Consider the following 19867-nt stretch of genomic DNA (forward strand, 5'->3'; position numbering starts at 1 on the left):
ATCATTTAATGAGATATATTCCATTATATTATCAAGAAGTGATCCGGGAAAAAATGGTACAACTTTAGGGTATAAAATTGGATCTTTGTATATTTTTGGAGTGCGGCAATAAGATAATAAGGGATCGGTTACACCCGATCCCCTGATACAAAGAATCGCTATAAAAGTGGGCAGCTTCGGAATGATCCAGAAATAGACCTTCACTGGGAGAAAGGCCTACTTACGACTTTTTTTTGCTATAAAATATCCACCTAACTTTGTAACTAAAGAATCCATGTTTCTTGAAACGTTCTCGTTGAAGCTCCAGCATGCGTTGAAGGGACAGAATCCAAGTAAAGGCGGCAGAAGGAAATTTGTGCATGAATAAATAGATACCATAAGACTAATCTTCGAATTTTACAAAACTAAGTTGCTTTTAAAACTGTTAAAATGTTATAGTAACGAAAAATGAAAATACAGAACTGGAACATCCTATTGGTAATCGCGCTATCCTCGTCGTTACTATGAACACTGGACTTGAGAAAGAACTCTCGATGTAGTAGGTTAAACGATTTTATAACTTTGTATGAGAATAAACAAACTGGGTCAGGGACAGTATTGGCTGTATCTTTTGCTATTAATAAGCATGGTAACAATAAAGGTCCGTTCTCTGCGAGATAGGATTAAGTTATCTTCGATAAGATTCTATAGTTTAAAGTGAATGAATACAATTTTACAAATGAATAACATTGATTATTTTTTTTATTCCTTCCTCGATTCCATCATTCCAACTCCAGCCCATCTCTTTTAATTTTGAAGTATTTGCGTAGGAATCCATAATTTCCGATTCTCGATAAGGTAAAGCACCGAATAGTAGTTGGGTACTAGAGTTGGTTAAAAAATGAGCCGACTCGATAAAGTGCCTTATTGATACACTTACTCCTCTGCCGATTTCTATCTCGTTATAAAAATCCGAAAAAAGATGTAAATTATTTATTATGTATCGATACGCTGAAGTCACATCGTCTATCGATATAAAGTCTCTCTTTTGCTCTCCAAGAGTTAGTTCCAAGGAGGGTATATTATTCAATAATTGAGTGATTGTATTAATAGTAAATTTATTGGGATTGTCATTTGGTCCATAGACATGCTCTAAACGAGCATTTATTAATTTCGTATCTCCTTTCCCCCTAAATATATCGGCTAATTCCAAAAAATATCGTTTTGTTTTTGAATATGAACTAAGATAATTATAGTTCTGATGAGCAGGTTTATTAAAAAAAGTATCCGTATTAATAAAAGCTTGTACTTTATGCTCAATAGCGTTCTCTAGTAACTTCATGGGGAAAACAACGTTACTCTCTATTTGTTCACTTAAAGACTCATTGCCGCCATAAGATGTTGCTGCATGGATAACAACATCTACACATTCATTAGCGAATACATTATTAATTGCAATTTTATCGATATCATACGACACGGATTTGTTTAAAATGCTGTCAATTCGATAGGTATCCGAGAAACTTCTTTTCAATATAATTACATGATGATGATCATCCAGTAGCCCTTTGACTAGATGACTTCCTACGAAACCTGTTCCGCCAGTTACAAGAATTCTCATTGGCTCAATCCTCAAATTTTATAGGCTGCTGTATTCAAGAATTTGATTCTCACAAACTTCTTGCATATTTCTTTTATCCATGTAAGCATAATTCCAATCAATGATTTTTTCAATGGATTGTTCCAGGGACCATTTAGGGGCCCATCCCAACTTATACTTGGCTTTTGAACAGTCAAGTTTCAAATAATGCGCTTCATGAAATTGATTATCGCGTCTTATTTGGAAACCTGCATTTCCATTCCATCTGGAGCAAAATCTTTCAACAATCCACTGAACGGTTTTAGCATCATCGTCATTTGGCCCAAAATTCCAAGGTTCCGCATACTCACTACCATACAGATACAGTTTTTCTGCGAGTAATAAATATCCACCCAATGGTTCAAGAACATGTTGCCATGGTCTAATGGAGTCAGGATTTCTTACTATAATGGGAGTATTCTCTAATAAAGACTTCATTATATCGGGTACGAGTCTATTATTGGCCCAATCTCCGCCACCGATAACGTTGCCTGCTCTTGTGGTTGCTATGGCTACACCGTGTTTTTCATAATTTTCAGCATTAAAAAAAGAATTCCGATAAGAAGCCGTAACCAGCTCGGAGCAAGCTTTACTACTGGAATAAGGATCGTAACCGCCCATGGGTTCATTTTCGCGGTATCCCCAGAACCATTCCTTATTTTCATAGCACTTATCTGTAGTTACGTTTACAACAGCCTTAATTTCATTCCCATTATTAATTCTTCTGATCGTTTCTAACAAATTAACGGTGCCCATAACGTTTACCATATATGTTTCAACCGGGTTAATATATGATTCACTAACAAGCGGTTGAGCCGCCATATGAATAACAATTTGCGGTTTGGCTTCTTTCATTGATTGCTCTAACAACTCAAAATTCCTAATGTCGCCAATAACGCTTTTTTCTATAAGCGATTCAATATTACACACTTCAAATAAATTAGGTTTTGTGGAGGGCGGCAAAGAGAATCCTGTTACTTTGGCACCTAATTGTGTTAGCCACAACGATAACCAAGACCCTTTAAAACCAGTGTGCCCGGTCAAAAATACCCTCTTATCTTGCCAAAAGTTTTTATTCGCCATTGTTCGTCACCATATCCAAGTCCCATGTTTTCCACGGGGCTTTCCCTGTTTTCCACAACTCTTCAAGAAGATTCTTATCTCTCATTGTATCCATAGGTTGCCAAAACCCTTCGTGTTTATAACTCATCAATTCACCGTCTTTAGCCAATCCTTCTAATGGTTCCTTTTCAAAAACAGTAGTGTCATCACATATATAGTTGAAGACTTCCGGCTGCAAAACAAAAAAGCCTGCGTTAATCCATGCGCCGTCACCTTTGGGTTTTTCTTGAAAACCTTTAACCTCATTACTTGCCGTAATAGTAAGTGCACCAAATCTCCCACTTGGCTGTACCGTGGTAACCGTTGCAAGTCTTCCATAAAGCTTATGGCTCTCAACCAACTCAGATATATTGACATCTGACACCCCATCGCCGTAGGTAAGCATGAATGGCTCATTTCCTATGTACTTTTGAATTCTTTTCACCCTGCCGCCGGTCATTGTATCTAAACCGGTATTAACCAAAGTAACCTTCCAAGGTTCAGCCGTATGATTATGAGTAATGAGCTGGTTGTTATTTTGAAAATCAAAGGTCACATCTGATTCATGTAAAAAGTAGTGAGCAAAATACTCTTTAATGTAGAAACCTTTGTAACCTAAGCAAATGATAAAATCATTAAACCCATAATAAGAGTAATGCTTCATAATATGCCATAAAATCGGCCGCTCCCCTATTTCGATCATCGGTTTAGGTTTAAGATGAGATTCTTCGCTTATTCTAGTCCCATATCCGCCTGCAAGAATAACTACTTTCACAACAAGGACCCCTTAGTTAGCATTTTTTGAAAGAACGAATTCTCTTATCTTTTCGATTACATAATTGATCATTGCATCTGTTAGTCCTGGATAAACCCCTACTAAGAACGTATCATGCAATATCTTATCCGTATTGGTTAAGTCCCCGTGTACTCTATAGTTAACGCCTTGGTACGCAGGTTGGCGAATTAAATTTCCAGCAAAGAGCATGCGTGTTTGAATCCGGTTTTCTTCAAGATAATTAACGATCTCATTCTTGGTAAATCCAGCTCCATCACGAACTGTCAATATAAAGCCAAACCAGCTTGGATCTGAGTTAACAGTTGCTCTAGGCAAGATGAAGTATTCTTCTAAATCTCTTAATCCCTGGTACAACCGATTAAAATTATTTTTTCTAGCTTGAACAAAGTCAGGAACTTTCTTCAATTGCGCCACCCCAACAGCAGCCTGCATGTCTGTGACTCTCAAGTTGTATCCTATATGGGAATAAGTGTACTTGTGGTCATAACCATACGGCAGGGAACCTAATTCCCAACCAAACCGTTTACCGCATGTATTGTCACAACCTGAAGGGCACCAGCAATCCCGCCCCCAATCTCTAAACGATTCTATAATAGTCTTCAATAGTGCATTATTAGTATAGACTGCTCCACCTTCCCCCATCGTCATATGATGAGGAGGATAAAAACTGGACGTTCCAATATGGCCATGTGTTCCTGTTAATTTGCCTTTATAAATAGATCCTAAAGCATCGCAATTATCCTCAACGACCCATAGATCATATTTATTGGCAACTTCCAGCACCTTGTCCAGTTCGAATGGATTGCCCATGGTATGGGCAATCATAATCGCTTTTGTTTTTGGTGTAATAGCCTCTTCGATACGCTCTGCAATGATGTTATATGTTCCTAGCTCGACATCAATAAAGACCGGAACAGCTTTGTTTTGAACAATGGGGCCAACTGTAGTAGGAAAACCTGCTGCTACAGTAATAACCTCATCACCCGGTATGATGCGCTTCTCTTTTAATTTAGGAGAAGTTAAAGCTGAAATAGCCAATAAATTTGCTGATGATCCGGAATTTGTTAACAAAGCATATTTTACTCCCAAATACTCGGCGAATTCTTTTTCAAATTGCTTATGGTATCTACCAGCAGTAAGCCAAAAATCCAAAGAAGAATCGACAAGATTCCTCATTTCTTGTTCATCGTAGACCCTGCCTCCATATACTATTGGAGCGGAATTTTTATCAATCTTTTTGTCCAAATGGAACAAATTATGATAATTTTCGACATTGTACAAAATTTCTAATCTCATAATCTTTTCAAGTTCATTCCTGCTTATGTCTGAATATATTTCAATATCTTCCGAGTTCAAACTAATTTTTTTGCGTATATCCAGATATAGCGGAAAATCAAAATTAGAATTATTAATTTTCAGGTTATAAGTATTTGAAAAATCTTCAGGTGAATTTTTGGATAACAAATAGCCGTACATCAGTTGTTTATTAGTAATAACTACATAGCTATTAACGCTCTTAACTAAGACGATATTCCCCATTATTACGGCACTCCTTTTGGCCTTACCTATTTTTAAAATATAAAAGTATCAATACTATCATATCGGCATGTTATCGTTATAAATAAACATAAATCAACCACTAATATTAATGCTATAATTTAATCAAATATAAAAAAAGGTGCTGAACGAAGATGACCAAAAAAGAACTATCCGGGCTGACTCAACAGATCGATCAAGATCTACAAAAAATAGATGATCTGTTAGCTAATGAATTGGTTGAAGCAGCATATTCAGAATATATTAATCTTGTAAAAAAGATAGAAAGTACGGAATACAAAGATATTGATTGTCAATATAAAGCCAAAGCTTTCATCTCTTTTGCTTATTTTTTGTTTAGTGTGTCAGAATTCAATGAGTTTTTTAAGATGCTAATAAAAGCTCAGAAATATGGATACTCAAAAGATGATTTAGAAAAAATACTTTTAGAAGCTTTTGTCGAGCCTAACTTAAATGAATTTAAAACCCTTTATGAAGCTAATATCAAGTTTTTACAATGGAATAAATACATAAATCTCGAAAAAACTGTAGCTTTTGATGAATTGCCATTTTGGCTTCTCCCCAATGGTATTCCGAATGAATACTATTTATATAATAAAAAACAAAAGCTTATACAAGAAAAAATAACACTATATAATTATCAGCAACTACAATCACTGCCGACCTCAGATGCCTTTGCAGATTATTTGTTACTAGAGGATTGGAATTGGAGTAATGTCTTGACATATACTAATGCTGTTAAAAAGAGAAATAAGAAAACCTATGTCGTAATAAGGGACATTGAAAAGTTCTTTTCATGTCTGCAAGGTGCATTGTTAAATACCGAAACTATATCTAATGTATTAATATTTGATAATCTTAATCGTTTCAGTGAGTATCTTTCGAACTCTAATTTATTTCTCCCAAGAAATATCATTAACCTTTCTGATAAAAATTCAATGCCTCAACAAATTTTAGACGAAATTCATAACACCCGGATTCTTAAAGAAAATCGAAAGGGAGATCAAGTTTTACTCAGTATTTGTATTCCTAGTTACAACAGAGGGAAAAGAGCTTATGAAAATATAATTCATTTGCTGCAATCCAACTATGATGAGGAAATAGAAATTATTCTGTCTAATAATGGAACACAAAATGAAACAAAAGCGTATTATGATAAAATTAAGGAAATTGGAGACGGAAGATTAAAATATTTTGCCTTTGAAGAAAATCAAGGATTTGCCAATAACTGTTGCAAAACCTGCGAATTGGCAAGTGGGGAATTTATTTTATTATTAAGTGATGAGGATTTAATTAACTTTGATACCTTACATTTCATCATGAATAAATTATATGCTTCAAAAGATACTGTATCTGTGATGAGAACTTCATCTTCTACACAGTACCAGCTATCAAATTTAGTTGCAGCTCCAGGAAAAGAAGCCTTGTTAAACTTTATGTTATCATCTAATTATATGTCCGGCCTTATTTTTAATAATAAACTCCTCAAAAAATATAACGGAATCGAATACATTAAAGAAAAACTGAATAATAGTGTATGTTTCTGGTATCCTCACATGTTCTGGGAGCTGCTATTATGTCAATATGGAAATGTAGAGAGTACAGATCTCATTCTAGTAAACGAAGGAAGTGCTGAGAAATCTGAATTCGATTCGCTGAACATAAATGATGAGGTTGTAATGCCTTATTATGCAACAATTGAAGGTCGATTGGAGCAGCACGAAGGATTTACCCGGATTTTTAGTGATTTAGAGATCTGTAGTCAGGATCCCGGCCTACATAGGGAAATGTACCTCCGACTTTGCGTGAAAACTTTGTTTCTAACCACAATTTCAATAAATGCTTATTATAAAAGAACAAATACCGACACCCAAAAATTATACGAACAATCGTATAATTTCTGTTCACAAGAAAGCTTCTATAAAACTAACATCAATAATAATGATGAATATTATCGACACGATCTAAACATAATTAATCAATATTATGAGCACTTTAAAAAATCAATTTAAATACTAATTCAAAAAATCTATTCAAAAAGGATCTTTTTCAAGATCCTTTTTTCATTCAGATTGCTTCAAAAATAGATCGTATGCCTTTTTTACCGCTGCCATCACATCCGCCACATCTTTGTCCGTCATCTTCGGAAAGAGCGGCAATGTTATGGCTGTATTGTAATATGTCTCCGCGTTAGGACACAAACCTGAGCAATAACCAAGTCCCTTGTAGTAAGGCTGCAAATAGACAGGAATATAGTGTACATTTACACCGATATTCTCTGCACGAAGCGCCTCAAAGATCTCTCTTCGATCTGCGGCAAAATACTCCGGCAACCAGCGAATTACGTACAGATGCCATGAGGACTCGGCCATAGGATGCTGTTTAGGAGCGACAAGGCCAGGCAGCGTGGAGAAAAATTCATTATAGGTTGCGGCGATTTCCCGTCTTCTTGCAATAAAATCATCGAGCTTGTCCATCTGGCTTGCGCCCAACGCCGCTTGCATATCGGTCATCCGGTAATTGTAGCCCAGTTCCTGCATCTCGTAATACCACGGTCCGTCCGTCCGCGTTAATTTTTCCGGTTCCCGGGTCATCCCGTGGCTGCGGAATAACAGCAGGCGCTCATAATAGCGCTCATTGTCCGTCGTAATTATACCGCCTTCGCCGGTTGTAACATGCTTGACCGGGTGGAAGCTAAACATTGTCATATCGGCCCAGGAGCCTATCTTTCGCCCGGCGTAAGTAGCCCCCAGCGAATGCGCGGCATCCTGAATCAAAACGAGGTTTCGATCATGCGCCAACATCGAGATGCGGTCGATTTCAACCGGCTGCCCCGTAAAGTCAACCGCTATAATCGCTTTGGTTCGTTCGGTTATTTTCGACTCAATCTCCGCCGGATCGATATTGTACGTATCCATGTCGATATCTGCAAAAACCGGCGTTCCACCTTGATAAAGCACACAGTTGCTGCTAGCGAGGAAAGTGATCGGCGTCGTTATCACTTCATCGCCTTGGCCGATCTCTGCCGCGAAACAGGCGCCATGAAGCGCAGCCGTGCCGTTGGCAAAAGCCACCGCATATTTGGCTCCGACATATTCGGCGACCTTTCGTTCAAAAGTTTGAATGGCCGGCCCTTGGGTTACGAAATCGCCCCGCAGCACCTTAACCACCGCTTCAATATCCTGTTCGTCCAGCCATTGCTGCCCATAAGGCAGCAGTGTAGCGCGAACCGGCCGGTTGGATCTGTGTTCCTTTGACATTCCGCATTCCCTTCTTCCTTAAAATGCAAATTATACCAGTTGCTAATCTAATCCACCGGATCGAATCCACTCGCGCGTCCGAGCAATTCCCTCCTCGAGCGTTACAAGCGGCTCCCAACCGAGCAGGCGCTTGGCTTTTTCCGAATTGCACAGCAGCTTCTGGATTTCGCTTTGCGGGTGAATATGCTCCACATGCCTGATCCGCGAAGGATCTCCCGCAATAAGCAACGCCAAATCGTTGATCGTGATGTCCCGTCCCAATCCGGCATTCACGATCTCCCCGTTAACGGCATCGGAAAAACCAACCGAAACGACAAAATTTGCACAATCCTCCACATAAAGAAGATCGCGCGTCTGTGTGCCTTCTCCGTAAATGCGGAGCTCTTTTCCATCCAATTCATTTTTGATGAAAATAGCAACCACACCGCCCTCACCGCCGGTCTTCTGAAACGGACCGTAGGTGTTGAATGGGCGAATGACCACTGTTGGCAATCCATAGGCATAATAATAGGAGAGAACCATATTTTCGGCGGCAACCTTGGCCCCGGCGTAAGGCGAGGCCGGCTTTGTCGGATGCAGTTCGGTGATACCGGTGTCGTCATTACACCGATCATAGACCATACAAGTGCTCATGAATACAACCTTGGTATTATACTTGCGGCATTGCTCCAGAATATAAAACGTGCCGACCGTATCATTATTAAACGTTGTTCGCGGGTCGTCGATCGAATCCTGGACGTTGATGGAAGCCCCGAGATGGTAGCAAATATCGAACCTATGCTGGCCAAATAAATCGCTGAGCAACCGCTCGTCCAAAATCGTTCCTTTGATGAACTGTTTAAATCCTTGGTGGCCGTGAAGCTCGCGGATGTTTTCTTCCCGCCCATTGGACAAATCGTCCAAAATCCAAAGATTGTGGCCTTCATCCAAAAGGCGTTTGGCAACCCAACGCCCGATAAATCCGGCGCCGCCGGTAAGTAAGATGTTCATAGGTTAGAAACTCCTTAAAATAGAATTCTTCAAAAAGCACGCACCAGTGGAGGGGACGTATTTCCAAGCTTCCCGTCCAAATAGAGATCTACTATATTGTTATCATATAACTCGTAAATTACACGAAGATGATAAGGCTCCCAATCCGCCGAAGTAAACAACTTACCGCTGCTCTTTTGCGGTACTTCTACAATGTCTTCCCCTAAAGAAATTTTCTTTAAAATTTCTATCAAGTCAATCGCAGTTTGCTTTACCGCGTTGCAGGCCACATCATGTATCCCATCGCCGTAATTTAAATGCGGCACAGAATGATGAATGATCCCCCCGCCGTCCAATTTCGAAGTTAGACGGTGTATGGTCATTCCCGCCCAGTTGGGCTTCATAAAATAAAATGGCCAGAATAAAGTAGTATTCCCACGATACCATGGAGACAAGCCGCCATGAATATTCCAAGAATACTGGGGAAATAATCGCAGCACCTCGTCATTCAGTTTATGAACCCCATAGCTGATTACAACATCGGGATCATATTTAGCAACCCAATCCATCACAGACGGCCCGTTTAATTCGGATGTATTAACGTACAGAACCGGGACAGTCCAGTTTGATAAGTCAATCTCGCCGAAGGCTTGGTGCTCCGTCCGTTCCCTATCTTGAAAGTGCCTTAAAAACAACTTCTTATCTCTCTCTTCTATGTTAGCCGGCGGCAAGGGAAGGAATTCTTCACGTTGCTCAATAATAAGAGAGGTTAAATATCCGGCATTATATAAGCTCTGCGCAACATATAGGTGACGGGGATGTGAGCCGGTTAATAACAACAGTTTCAATATAGTTCTCCTCTCTCGTCAAATGGTCCCGAGATGATTTTTTTCTCCAATAATAAGTTTATGATAGGTACAAGTTCTAAAATGCTGCACTGGCATTTTTCAGCGATATCTCTTAGTAAATGTTCTCCATCAGAATAGTTGAGAATCATTAAGATCCGCGATAACTGTACTCTGTTGTCATTTAATTGATTAGTCGAAAGCCCCATACCCGTCCCGGCAGCGTTTAAATCAGGGTACAGCTCATGTTTGTCCAGCTTGACTTCGCCAAACGGGGAATTATTGATATAATATCCATCCCACTCCAGAGCCTCAATCATCAGTTCTAATTCATTTACACTTTTGTGCAACGCCTCAATCGTCATCGTTTCTTTGGTATCCAGAGAATTGTGATAACCGGGATAAGTCCCATAGACACTTCTGGCCATTTGCCCAACCGGAAAGTTAAACCCTGGGGAACAGTACTGTCTCTCATCCGATCCATGAATCGGAGTAAACGGCCTAGTATCTCCTTCCAGCACATGAAACTGATTTAGATGTTTCCATATTAAGTCGATTGGAGCATCTTCTTTTCTCGACATTTTATAGCTTAATGATGAAGTGCCGCCCAAACAGGTGAGTACGACACCGCTGTATATCTTGGACCGCATTTCTTCACCAAAACGATGCAAGTAGCTGATACTGCCAATCGTTTCGGGAAGAAAAACAAACCGATAAGTAAATCTTCTAGGACGATTAGCCAGTCGTTTATATAGGAAAGTTGATACAATCGGCCCGCTTAACTCGTTATTCGCTAAAGAAGGATGGCAAACATACGCGCTAATCAGCACTTCCTTTTTACTCTTTCCTGGCAAAATAGCATGGGAATAATTTAATTCCCCGTCTATAAATTCGCTATCGATATAAGCACGGTATTTTCCCGGCTTGAGATTTTCTCTTACTTTGTGCGGAAGGCAAAATCCCCAACGTTCTTTATAATAAGAAGTTACATAAGGAATAGCCTCTGGCAGTGCCGGGATGGAAAAAAGGTGTTCCTGCAATTCTTCCAATTCCATTTCCTTATTGACTGCTGCACTATAGTTCAAGACATGAAGATTATGATCTTTAAAATCAACAACCGTATTTCCGTCCGGCCCTGTCAAAACAGCTTCTTTGATAACCCATTCCTTAGGAACCGTCCAGTCATAAACTTCAGTCCCCGACTTTACTCCAAAGTTTTCAAGCGGAATATACTCCGACAAAATATTCAAAGTTTCGCGCAAACCCGCCCCGGTTATACTTCGGCATATCGGAAACAAACGATCAAACAACTCGTCCATTTCGGCAATCTCATTTTCACCCAAGTCCAATCAACTCCAGCCTAAACGTTTCTATCAGAAATCCATAATTATATTGAGATTCTAAAATAAATCCCACGTTAAAGGAGTACCCTTTTTTATATCTTTTTTTACCGATTTTCCTAAGAGATGATCTAAATATTTCGTCGGTAATCCTAGGCCTGGCCGAATAGCCTTTACATTGTTTTTTGTTAATGCTTCTCCCTTTTTTACATCTTGGGAAATATAAAGAGAACGGCGGTGTTTTAATGATGGGAGCTCTTGATTCGTTGCCCCGTAAGTGATCGTACCTAAAGCCTGCCAGGCCCGCTCGGATTCAACCACCAATGCTTGCAACTCATCAGGCTCAAGTGAAAAAGCGGAATCAACCCCTCCTTCAGCTCTGCTGAGGGTGAAGTGCTTCTCGATCACTGTGGCTCCAAGAGCAACGCTTGCCACTGAAACGCCGATGCCCATGGTATGGTCGGAAATGCCGACTTGGCAATTGAACAGTTGCTCCATATGAGGGATGGTCAATATGTTTGTATTATTCGGCGAGGCAGGATAAGTGCTTGTGCATTTCAACAACACGATATGCTTTGCGCCGGCATTTCTTGCCTCCCGAACGGATTCATCCAACTCGGCTATAGAAGCCATACCCGTGGATATAATAAGCGGTTTTCCCGTGGCCGCAACCTTCCGAATAAGTTGAATATCCGTATTCTCAAATGAAGCTATTTTATAGGCTGGAACATCTAAACTCTCCAGAAAATCTACCGCCGTCTCATCGAATGGGGTACTAAATGCAATTAAGCCCAATTCGGCGCATTTTTTAAATATAGGTTCGTGCCATTCCCACGGGGTATAAGCTTCTTGATACAAGTTATAGAGTGACGAACCACTCCATAAGTTATTGGGATCTTCGATAAAGAAATCCCCCTCATGAATATCCAGGGTCATCGTATCCGCCGTGTAAGTTTGCAGCTTCAACGCATCGGCCCCGGCTCTGGCGGCAGCTTCCACAATGGCCAGCGCCCGGTCCAGCGATTGATTATGATTACCGGACATTTCTGCAATAATAAATGGCTTTTGATCTTTACCAATCCACCGATTACCGATTTGAAATTTCATGAATCCCACCCTGTCCTATTGAAAGTCATTAAAATGAGCAGCGAAAGAAAGTTCCTTAATAACTTGACTGCCACTAGTCTCGGCATGGCTGTTCATCAACTCCAGGGAGCGATTGCTCATAGCCCTCATCTCCTCAGGAGCACCTATAGCTCTCTTTAAAATATCGGCATATTTTAGTGAATTCATTTGCCCATACCACCCGGAATTCCAAATAACCCCCATTTGATTGGCTAAACGCGCAGCCTCCAGTTGATTATCAGCCACTACAGTGACGGATGAAGGCAGACCGAGGTAACATCGCTCCCACATAGCGACACCACCGGCCCCTAGTGCAAAGTCAGCGGCAGCGATCAATTCGGCCATATACTCGATCTGTATGTGTAGAGTGAGACGATCCATCGTTTCACATTTTCGCTTGATTTCTTCTTTAAATCGGTGAGAATGACCAATCACAACATCAACTGTTAGATCGTACAGCGAAAGTTCTTTTAACGCATCAATCGCTTTTGCCGTTTCATTGGTAGGGTCGCTTCCTCCGAAGAACATTAGCAGCCTGTGTATTTGCCCTGTCCTTTCCTTTAACTTCCGGCGTTCTGTGTAAAATGCCGGCCGAAGCAACAAATAGGATGGTCCAAGCAGCAATTTGCACTTATCCGGTACAAGATCACGATATCTAACCTCCGGGTTTCTGGCTAAGTTCTGATCCAGCAGAACATCCGCATGATGCCTACGATTGGCTAAATCATCAATAACAAGCAGCTTTTCTACGTAAGGGCGGATTCTGGATTCCCACTGCTCGTCTATTCCGTAATGATCAACAATCATCCATTTAGGCTTTACTTCTAAATTTAGAGCGATATCGGCAGTAAACTGAACATCAAACACCATATTTTCCAAAGATAGAGGATCTTGCGTTTCCATCACATAAACCTTAAATCCTCGGGCTTTAATGTACTCCGCCATATGTCCTTTAAGCGCCCGGCAGATAAACAGAGACTGATGACCATGACGTTGCAATTCATCCGCCAGAGCTAAACATCGCATCACGTGTCCAGTCCCGATTTCCTCCGAAGCATCTGCCCGGATAAGTACGGTATCTTCCAACTATACCACCCGCTTTTGTTTAATATGAGCATTTAAACAGACGGTTCGAATTAATATATTTAGCCTGTGATTGTTCATACGACTGGCTTTTGCTCCACGTGAGCATTGAGGCTAGCAAGTTCAGGATGGTCCAGCAAGTATTGAATGACCTCTGCGCTGGAGATGTAAGGATCATTGAAATGTCTTGCCACCGCAGAGATTAATGCGTAATCTTCCTCTGTATCGAGCGTGATGCGAAGCTGAGGATGCAGCCGGTTCACAGGAGGATGATACACCGCTCTGGTGAATTGCTCCCTATATTCATAAGCATAATAGGTCACATGCTCCCTGTGGCGCGGCTCATGTCCATGCTTATCTATCATCTGCAATGCGGGGTAGGAAATCGCCTCGACAGCAAGCCCCCTAGGCAAAACAGCCCCCAGATCGACGATATCGACTTGCTCCTGCTGGATTAGACGAATCATGTCCTCCGCCATCTCCACGTCGACAAAGGGGCAGTCGGCTGTGACTCGTACAACATAAGTGGGCTGGTAGGGCCGAGCCGCTTCCATATAGCGGCTTAATACATCTTCCTCCGAGCCGCGGCAGCAGACGATCTGGTGCTTGCTGCACCACTGCTCCACCGCATCATCCTGCGGTAACCTCGAAGTAGCCACAATCACCTCATCGACCCCGCGAATACTTTTGCAGCGGGATGTTACATAGTACAAATTATCGTGATCGCCTAACGGCATTAAGATTTTTCCCGGCAATCGCGAGGAACCCATTCTTGCTTGAATAACCACGATTGTTTTCATAGGCTGCGCACTTCCTTTTTCTGTATCGTTTCAACCTATTATATAATAACAATTTCTCGCGTAAACGAGCGTAAAAAGCTTTGTCCGTCCCATATCTCATGAAAGTCCAGCGCCTTGCCGATCGGGACGATACGATCAATGCCCCGAGCATGAATGCGGGCGGCCAGTTCCAGTAATTCCTCCCTGTCATAACCGAAATAGGATAACGTCTGATCCTTGTCATTCAACATGGGGACCAGTTCGGACAGTTCGTTCACAACCGTCTCCAGGAAAAAGCCGCCGCCGCAATGACGCTCCCTGATTTCCGCCGTGACCTGATTGAACATGACTCTGGCAAAGGCAGGGCGGTTATTCATCCGAATCGCCTCTTGCTCTGCAGACAGCCATAGGCCTGTCGTCAGCTTCTGCACCTGCAGCGCCGGAAGCAGCTCCGAGGCTTTAGCCGCGTGCACTTGCTCAAGCAGCTGCCAAAATCTGTCCTGCGCTCGCTCAACCTGCTCATGTTCTCCGTCCCATACGATCAGCCTAGGGGAAGAGCAGGCCAATTGATCAAACCAATAGGCATCGTTATAAAATTGATGAACGAGTTGCACGAAAGCTGCTTGTTCTAATTCAATAATAGCTTGCGCTTTTATTAGAGACAGCGAGAAACGATCAGGAAACACCAGTTCACTAGCCACCGGTAAAAGCGGAACGCGGCGTACAGCCTTTACCGTTTCATCGCCTCCCCATACCACACGAACATGACAAATTCCGCTAAGCTCGGCTGTCGTTTGATCGTTATGCTCATACGTTAGAATAACATTCCGCTCAGCAAGCATTTGGTAAGCCGGCTGTGTCAGCTCTTCAAGGATCGCTTGCAGCAAAGCATGCTGCTGCGGCTGATCCTTGCTGGACAAGCGAATAATGTTGCGGTTACCTGCCAATAGAGACAGCATCCAGGAATAAATGAAGATGGTATCCACATTAGACGGTGCAATATGGAACACGGTCCCTCTTGCTTTCATGATCCGCCCGTTTGTATCCTGCTCCCATTGCTGCTCAATGGCTTTCATATTCGCTTTGCGCATCCAAAATCCTAGAGCCACGATTTCCGGGTACTGGCGCATTTTGACAAAACGTTGCGACAAGGCTTGTACAAAATCCAGCACTACCTGGTGGAATGGGGGCAGCGGCGGCTTGCCCGACAATTGCTGCAGGGCCTGCTCTCCTTGTTCATGCGGAAAGAAAAATCTCTTCGTCATGCCTTACGTCCCCCTTGTCCGAACGCATAGGTATCACTGCAGCCTCTTAGCTCAGCCTTGGGGATTCTGCCCGCCACACTGAAGTATTTCCCTCTCCAGCCGCATGGGCAATCATCTTCGCCGTGAATGACTCCAAGGTCCTCCGTTAGCAAGCTGTGGCCCGGATAGCTCTTGGGCAGCAGACTCAGCACCTGAATCAAACCCTGCTGTCCATACGGCAGCGGAGCAAAGCTGATCGGGTCCCGGACGATGACGTCGGCATAATTAGGAGTGTGCAAGTGACCGTGCTTGCACTCTGCAAAGATCGAGCCTACCTGCTCGACCATACCGTAATAATTATGAATTCGGCGAATGCCCAGCACACGACCCAATTCAGATCTGAACGTAGCGGCATCCACCGCTTCATCCTGAAGCTTCTTCCAGCCTCCGCCATGAATCAGCAAGCTGTCGCCAAAGTCGATCGCGATCCCCTTCTGTTTGGCTTCCAAATACACATGCTTCCAAATCATATAAGTGAATCCGAACAGCAGAATTTTGCTGCCTTCATGCTTGTTTAAAAATTGGGCCAGGCCATCCCAGTCCACGGACATATCATCATGCAGAGCATAAAAATGCTGCCTGCCAAAGTTGGCAAACCCTAATATACCCGCTCCACGAGCACTGAACGAACGCCGGTCCTTCAGCACGGATTTCGTATCCAATATAATCATTGGCAGGCGCTGAGTCCCAAGCAGCGGCTTCATCACCTCTACCAATGCCTTGGATTGCTGCGCGGCTGTCTCTTTGTCCAGGTGAATCCTGGATACCTGCTGACCTGTAGTTCCGCTTGAGGTTAACACCTTCACGATGTTCTCCTGCGGGACAGAAACCAGGTCCATCAGCTTAAATAGCTGTACGGTCAAATAAGGGACTGATTCGAGAAGATGATTTTGCGGCTGAAAACCCGATTTTTCAAGCATTGCACGGTATGCCGCGTTGTTCTCTGTATGATGCAAAGTAAGCTCATTTAATCCAGTCAGCAGCAGCTGCTGCTTCGCTTCTTTATACAGGTTATAGGGATAGCACATGATCATTCACCCTTTAATGCCTGATAATTAATTTTGCCATTGGCCAATCTCGGAATTTCATCGACCACAATCACTCTGTAGGCTGTGGGATGCAGCTTATACAGCTGGTCCACATGTTGTTTGATCTCAGCGACATGCTGACTGGATTCCGTTGCAACAAGCAGTTTGTCATCGTTTCCGACACACGCTATCGGCTGTTGAAGCAGTGCCTCCAGCTTTCTTTCTACTTCATCCAGGTTGATACGAAGACCAAACAGCTTGATGAACCGCTTCATTCTTCCCGTAATCGTAAAAAATCCTTCCTCATCCACGGTAGCTGTATCGCCTGTATACAGCACCCCGCCGCATTCATCGCCCTTGGCCAAATCCGCAAGCGACTCCGCATAGCCCAACATGACATTGCTACCATAGTAGATCAGTTCTCCTGTATCTGACGCAAGCTCCAGCCTGCCGCCGGGAATAGGGATGCCTATGGATCCTGGCTTATCCAATACTCTGTCACTAGGAATATAGGAAATACGCGGCGCAGCTTCGGTCTGGCCATACATGACGAAAAATCGTTTTCTCTGCTCCTTGGCGTACTCGCCCAAGAGACGCACCAATCGTTCCTCCAGACGTCCGCCAGCCTGAGTTAAAGTTCGCAGATACGGCAGCTCCATCTTAAAGAAGCCTACTCGTTCCAGCATTTGATACGTAAATGGAACTCCAGGCAAGGAGGTCGCTTGCTGTTCCCGCACGAAGTTCCAAAACGTTTTGGCAACAACGCTTTCCCCGGTTAGCAGTACGGCGGCTCCAGCATGAAAATGACTGTTCAAGATCGATAATCCATACGAATAGGATAATGGCAGATTCAAAATTCCCCGCTCGCTAGCATCAATCTCCAGGTACTGTGCGATGGCCTCGGCATTGGACTGTATATTGGCGTAGGACAAGCGTACAAATTTATGACTGCCCGTAGTGCCGGATGTACTAAGCAGCACGGCAAGCTCGGAATGAATGGCTGCTCCGGAATGCTGTTCGCGCTCTAATACATTGCCACGCTGACGGTATCCATCAAAGGTCAGTTCGTTTAAGGCAACGATCCATTTCGGCTGATAAGTTATAACGATATGATTTAAAAGTTCACTATTGGTAGAAGCATTCAGCAGCATTACAGCCTGCTTCGCTTGCAAGGCCGCCACATAAGCGGCCACGATCTCTATTTCGTTATCACAGAGCAACAGAACCAGTTCTTTATTGTCAGATCGAAAGCCATACTGATCAGCCAAGGCTTGCAGCTCAGCATACGTCAGCATGCGTTGCTCCGTAATTACAGCGCATTGTTCCCCATATTGTAGTATATTGAAAAACATCGCAATCTCCTTTCAAGGCTGTAAAAGAATAGGGCATGGTCACTTAACCACACCCTTGATCCCTAGAACTGTACGTCGTATTTAGCTAATATCTCCTTGGCCTTGGCAAAAGAACTCATGTCCAGCACGTCATCTGTATCCAACATCGTGTCGAACACATTATCGATCTCTGCAATCAAGGTCATATGTGCAATCGAATCCCACTCGGGAATGCTATTGTAGGATAAACCGTCCGTTACTTGCTCTATATCGATTTGTAACGCTTCCGCAAATATTTCACGCAGCTTTTGTTCATTATTCATCTCTTTACCCACCTAACTAAAGACGTATATAACATATATCGGTCTTTGCTCATGATCGTTTTAGATGTACTACAGCGTAAACTGTGCAGTAAACCTATGAAATTTCTGACATTTCTCTTTCCAGATCGAGGCCAGCAATTCAAAGTAATGTACATCATGATAATGCCCGTATTTATAAATGTGCTCCTTAAAGATAGCCGTATGTGTATATCCGTGGTGAAGATGCATTTTCATTATGCCGTCATTGCCTTCCATAACTTCGGCATAGAGCTTATTTAAGCCCAGCTGAAAAAAAGCAAAATTATAAAGATAAGGATGAATGTGTCCTGCTATCATTGAGTATCTTAGATCGCCAAGATAGTAGCCAGATGTAGCCTTCCGGTTAATCCTATCCAGGTTATTAATGGATATCAAGCCAATTGCCGTACCCTTATATTCAATGATCCAATAATACTGCGTGTCATCCTTCGAAATAGCCTTATACCATTTCATTTGATTATCCAGATTTTTGTCAATATCGGTATACATATATCGGGTTACATGCTCGCTTGTCCGCCACTCCAGTACCTGCTCCAAATCACCTTCATCCAGCTTCTTAAAGGTAATCACAAACTCACCACCGTTTAGCCATTAAGTATTAAATCACCATACCGCCATCCACACCAATGACTTGTCCCGTGACATAAGAGGAGAGGTCGGAGGCGAGGAACAGAATCGTGTTAGCAACCTCCTCCGGCCTTCCCATTCGATTCATCTTGATTCCGCTCAATCGTTGTTTATACACCTCTTCGGAAAACTGTTTGGTCATATCGGTATCGATGAAGCCCGGAGCAACGGCATTGACTCGGATATTATGCACGCCAAGCTCTTTGGCGGCCGAATAGGTCGCACCGATCACGGCTGCTTTGCTAGAGGCATACACTACTTGTCCCGCATTACCCGTTCTGCCGATAATAGAACTGACATTGATGATTGAGCCCTGCTTTTGTCTGGTCATCAAGCGAGAGGCATACTGCATATGATAGATCACTGCTTCGATATTGATCGAGAAGGTAGACTCCATTTGCCGCTCATTCACCATGCCCAGCAGAGCATCATCCATCACGCCGGCATTATTGACAAGCACATCTAATCTACCTAAGTTTTTTTTGATCCATACAAATGCGTTTTTTATTTCATCGGGATCACAAACGTCATAAGCTAGTAAGTGAACATCAACGTGGTATTTACCGGTAATTTCTTCCTTGACTTGCTTAAGCACAGAAAGATCCCGACCATGAAGCACTAAATTCGCCCCATTTGCTGCGCAAACGAAAGCAGTTGAGCGTCCAATCCCTCTTGTAGAACCTGTGATAAATACATTTTTTCCTTTCAGCATAATACGGATCATCCTTTGTATATCTGAAAC

At 42.6% G+C, this 19867-nt stretch carries 18 protein-coding genes and 1 pseudogene; 2 read left to right on the forward strand and 17 right to left on the reverse strand.

Features of this window, described 5'->3' with window-relative positions; genetic code table 11:
• Positions 1-464: 464 nt before the first annotated feature.
• Positions 465-660: pseudogene (locus NYE69_RS32470) on the forward strand (fibronectin type III domain-containing protein); the annotation flags it as partial.
• 52 nt (positions 661-712) lie between these two features.
• On the opposite strand, the gene NYE69_RS32475 reads toward NYE69_RS32470, so the two are convergent.
• From NYE69_RS32475 to rfbH, 4 genes are read right to left on the reverse strand one after another with little or no spacing between them, the layout of a single operon-like run.
• Positions 713-1600 carry an NAD-dependent epimerase/dehydratase family protein gene (locus NYE69_RS32475; protein ID WP_270619509.1) on the reverse strand — a complete coding sequence of 296 codons (888 nt, stop codon included), beginning with the start codon at positions 1598-1600 and terminating at the stop codon, positions 713-715.
• Between the two features lie 18 nt (positions 1601-1618).
• Positions 1619-2701, reverse strand: coding sequence for a CDP-glucose 4,6-dehydratase (gene rfbG, locus NYE69_RS32480; protein WP_036619351.1), 1083 nt, complete (start codon positions 2699-2701; stop codon positions 1619-1621).
• Positions 2691-3494, reverse strand: coding sequence for a glucose-1-phosphate cytidylyltransferase (rfbF, locus tag NYE69_RS32485; RefSeq protein ID WP_270619510.1), 804 nt, complete (start codon positions 3492-3494; stop codon positions 2691-2693). Before rfbF ends, rfbG begins: the two co-directional genes overlap by 11 nt.
• A 12-nt stretch (positions 3495-3506) precedes the next feature.
• Entirely contained in the window at positions 3507-5054 is a 1548-nt protein-coding gene (rfbH, locus tag NYE69_RS32490; protein ID WP_213509734.1) for a lipopolysaccharide biosynthesis protein RfbH, read from the reverse strand.
• 152 nt (positions 5055-5206) lie between these two features.
• On the opposite strand from rfbH, the gene NYE69_RS32495 reads away from it, so the two are divergent.
• The gene (locus NYE69_RS32495) at positions 5207-7084 is read left to right on the forward strand and encodes a glycosyltransferase (protein WP_213509733.1); all 1878 of its coding nucleotides are present in this window, start codon (positions 5207-5209) and stop codon (positions 7082-7084) included.
• Positions 7085-7135: 51 nt separating this feature from the next.
• Here the strand turns inward: NYE69_RS32495 and pseC are convergent, their stop codons facing one another.
• From pseC to NYE69_RS32560, 13 genes are all read right to left on the reverse strand, one after another.
• Entirely contained in the window at positions 7136-8332 is a 1197-nt protein-coding gene (pseC, locus tag NYE69_RS32500) for a UDP-4-amino-4,6-dideoxy-N-acetyl-beta-L-altrosamine transaminase (protein WP_213509732.1), read from the reverse strand.
• Between the two features lie 42 nt (positions 8333-8374).
• Positions 8375-9322: a dTDP-glucose 4,6-dehydratase gene (locus tag NYE69_RS32505; RefSeq protein ID WP_213509731.1), complete on the reverse strand. Its 948-nt coding sequence runs from the start codon at positions 9320-9322 to the stop codon at positions 8375-8377.
• A gap of 29 nt (positions 9323-9351) precedes the next feature.
• The gene (locus NYE69_RS32510) at positions 9352-10149 is read right to left on the reverse strand and encodes a formyltransferase family protein (protein ID WP_124333333.1); all 798 of its coding nucleotides are present in this window, start codon (positions 10147-10149) and stop codon (positions 9352-9354) included.
• Positions 10146-11489 (reverse strand): DUF4910 domain-containing protein, encoded by a 1344-nt coding sequence (locus NYE69_RS32515; RefSeq protein WP_213509730.1) that lies wholly within the window; start codon positions 11487-11489, stop codon positions 10146-10148. Before NYE69_RS32515 ends, NYE69_RS32510 begins: the two co-directional genes overlap by 4 nt.
• A 57-nt stretch (positions 11490-11546) precedes the next feature.
• Positions 11547-12593 carry a pseudaminic acid synthase gene (gene pseI, locus NYE69_RS32520; protein WP_036619341.1) on the reverse strand — a complete coding sequence of 349 codons (1047 nt, stop codon included), beginning with the start codon at positions 12591-12593 and terminating at the stop codon, positions 11547-11549.
• Positions 12594-12608: 15 nt separating this feature from the next.
• On the reverse strand, positions 12609-13697 hold the full coding sequence (gene pseG / locus NYE69_RS32525; RefSeq protein WP_124333332.1) for a UDP-2,4-diacetamido-2,4,6-trideoxy-beta-L-altropyranose hydrolase: 1089 nt from the start codon (positions 13695-13697) through the stop codon (positions 12609-12611).
• Positions 13698-13771: 74 nt separating this feature from the next.
• Entirely contained in the window at positions 13772-14494 is a 723-nt protein-coding gene (locus NYE69_RS32530; RefSeq protein WP_124333331.1) for a cytidylyltransferase domain-containing protein, read from the reverse strand.
• Between the two features lie 38 nt (positions 14495-14532).
• Positions 14533-15738 carry an acyl-CoA reductase gene (locus NYE69_RS32535; protein ID WP_124333330.1) on the reverse strand — a complete coding sequence of 402 codons (1206 nt, stop codon included), beginning with the start codon at positions 15736-15738 and terminating at the stop codon, positions 14533-14535.
• The gene (locus tag NYE69_RS32540) at positions 15735-16805 is read right to left on the reverse strand and encodes a LuxE/PaaK family acyltransferase (protein ID WP_124333329.1); all 1071 of its coding nucleotides are present in this window, start codon (positions 16803-16805) and stop codon (positions 15735-15737) included. Before NYE69_RS32540 ends, NYE69_RS32535 begins: the two co-directional genes overlap by 4 nt.
• A 2-nt stretch (positions 16806-16807) precedes the next feature.
• Positions 16808-18157 (reverse strand): AMP-binding protein, encoded by a 1350-nt coding sequence (locus NYE69_RS32545; protein WP_124333328.1) that lies wholly within the window; start codon positions 18155-18157, stop codon positions 16808-16810.
• Between the two features lie 62 nt (positions 18158-18219).
• Entirely contained in the window at positions 18220-18459 is a 240-nt protein-coding gene (locus NYE69_RS32550; protein WP_124333327.1) for an acyl carrier protein, read from the reverse strand.
• Positions 18460-18528: 69 nt separating this feature from the next.
• Positions 18529-19068 carry a UDP-4-amino-4,6-dideoxy-N-acetyl-beta-L-altrosamine N-acetyltransferase gene (gene pseH / locus NYE69_RS32555; RefSeq protein WP_124333326.1) on the reverse strand — a complete coding sequence of 180 codons (540 nt, stop codon included), beginning with the start codon at positions 19066-19068 and terminating at the stop codon, positions 18529-18531.
• Between the two features lie 28 nt (positions 19069-19096).
• Positions 19097-19837, reverse strand: coding sequence for an SDR family NAD(P)-dependent oxidoreductase (locus NYE69_RS32560; protein WP_115311332.1), 741 nt, complete (start codon positions 19835-19837; stop codon positions 19097-19099).
• Between the last annotated feature and the right edge of the window lie 30 nt (positions 19838-19867).

The sequence above is a fragment of the Paenibacillus sp. FSL R5-0527 genome, from assembly GCF_038008055.1.
Taxonomy (GTDB): Bacteria; Bacillota; Bacilli; order Paenibacillales; family Paenibacillaceae; genus Fontibacillus; species Fontibacillus macerans.

Bases quoted from the DNA above. Each gene is read 5' to 3' on its own strand.
- NYE69_RS32540 (WP_124333329.1), bottom strand. From the start codon at position 16,805: ATGTGCTATCCCTATAACCTGTATAAAGAAGCGAAGCAGCAGCTGCTG.
- pseC (WP_213509732.1), bottom strand. From the start codon at position 8,332: ATGTCAAAGGAACACAGATCCAACCGGCCGGTTCGCGCTACACTGCTG.
- NYE69_RS32475 (WP_270619509.1), bottom strand. From the start codon at position 1,600: ATGAGAATTCTTGTAACTGGCGGAACAGGTTTCGTAGGAAGTCATCTA.
- rfbG (WP_036619351.1), bottom strand. From the start codon at position 2,701: ATGGCGAATAAAAACTTTTGGCAAGATAAGAGGGTATTTTTGACCGGG.
- NYE69_RS32545 (WP_124333328.1), bottom strand. From the start codon at position 18,157: ATGTTTTTCAATATACTACAATATGGGGAACAATGCGCTGTAATTACG.
- NYE69_RS32495 (WP_213509733.1), top strand. From the start codon at position 5,207: ATGACCAAAAAAGAACTATCCGGGCTGACTCAACAGATCGATCAAGAT.
- NYE69_RS32560 (WP_115311332.1), bottom strand. From the start codon at position 19,837: ATGCTGAAAGGAAAAAATGTATTTATCACAGGTTCTACAAGAGGGATT.
- NYE69_RS32530 (WP_124333331.1), bottom strand. From the start codon at position 14,494: ATGAAAACAATCGTGGTTATTCAAGCAAGAATGGGTTCCTCGCGATTG.
- pseI (WP_036619341.1), bottom strand. From the start codon at position 12,593: ATGAAATTTCAAATCGGTAATCGGTGGATTGGTAAAGATCAAAAGCCA.
- NYE69_RS32550 (WP_124333327.1), bottom strand. From the start codon at position 18,459: ATGAATAATGAACAAAAGCTGCGTGAAATATTTGCGGAAGCGTTACAA.
- NYE69_RS32505 (WP_213509731.1), bottom strand. From the start codon at position 9,322: ATGAACATCTTACTTACCGGCGGCGCCGGATTTATCGGGCGTTGGGTT.
- rfbH (WP_213509734.1), bottom strand. From the start codon at position 5,054: ATGGGGAATATCGTCTTAGTTAAGAGCGTTAATAGCTATGTAGTTATT.
- NYE69_RS32535 (WP_124333330.1), bottom strand. From the start codon at position 15,738: ATGACGAAGAGATTTTTCTTTCCGCATGAACAAGGAGAGCAGGCCCTG.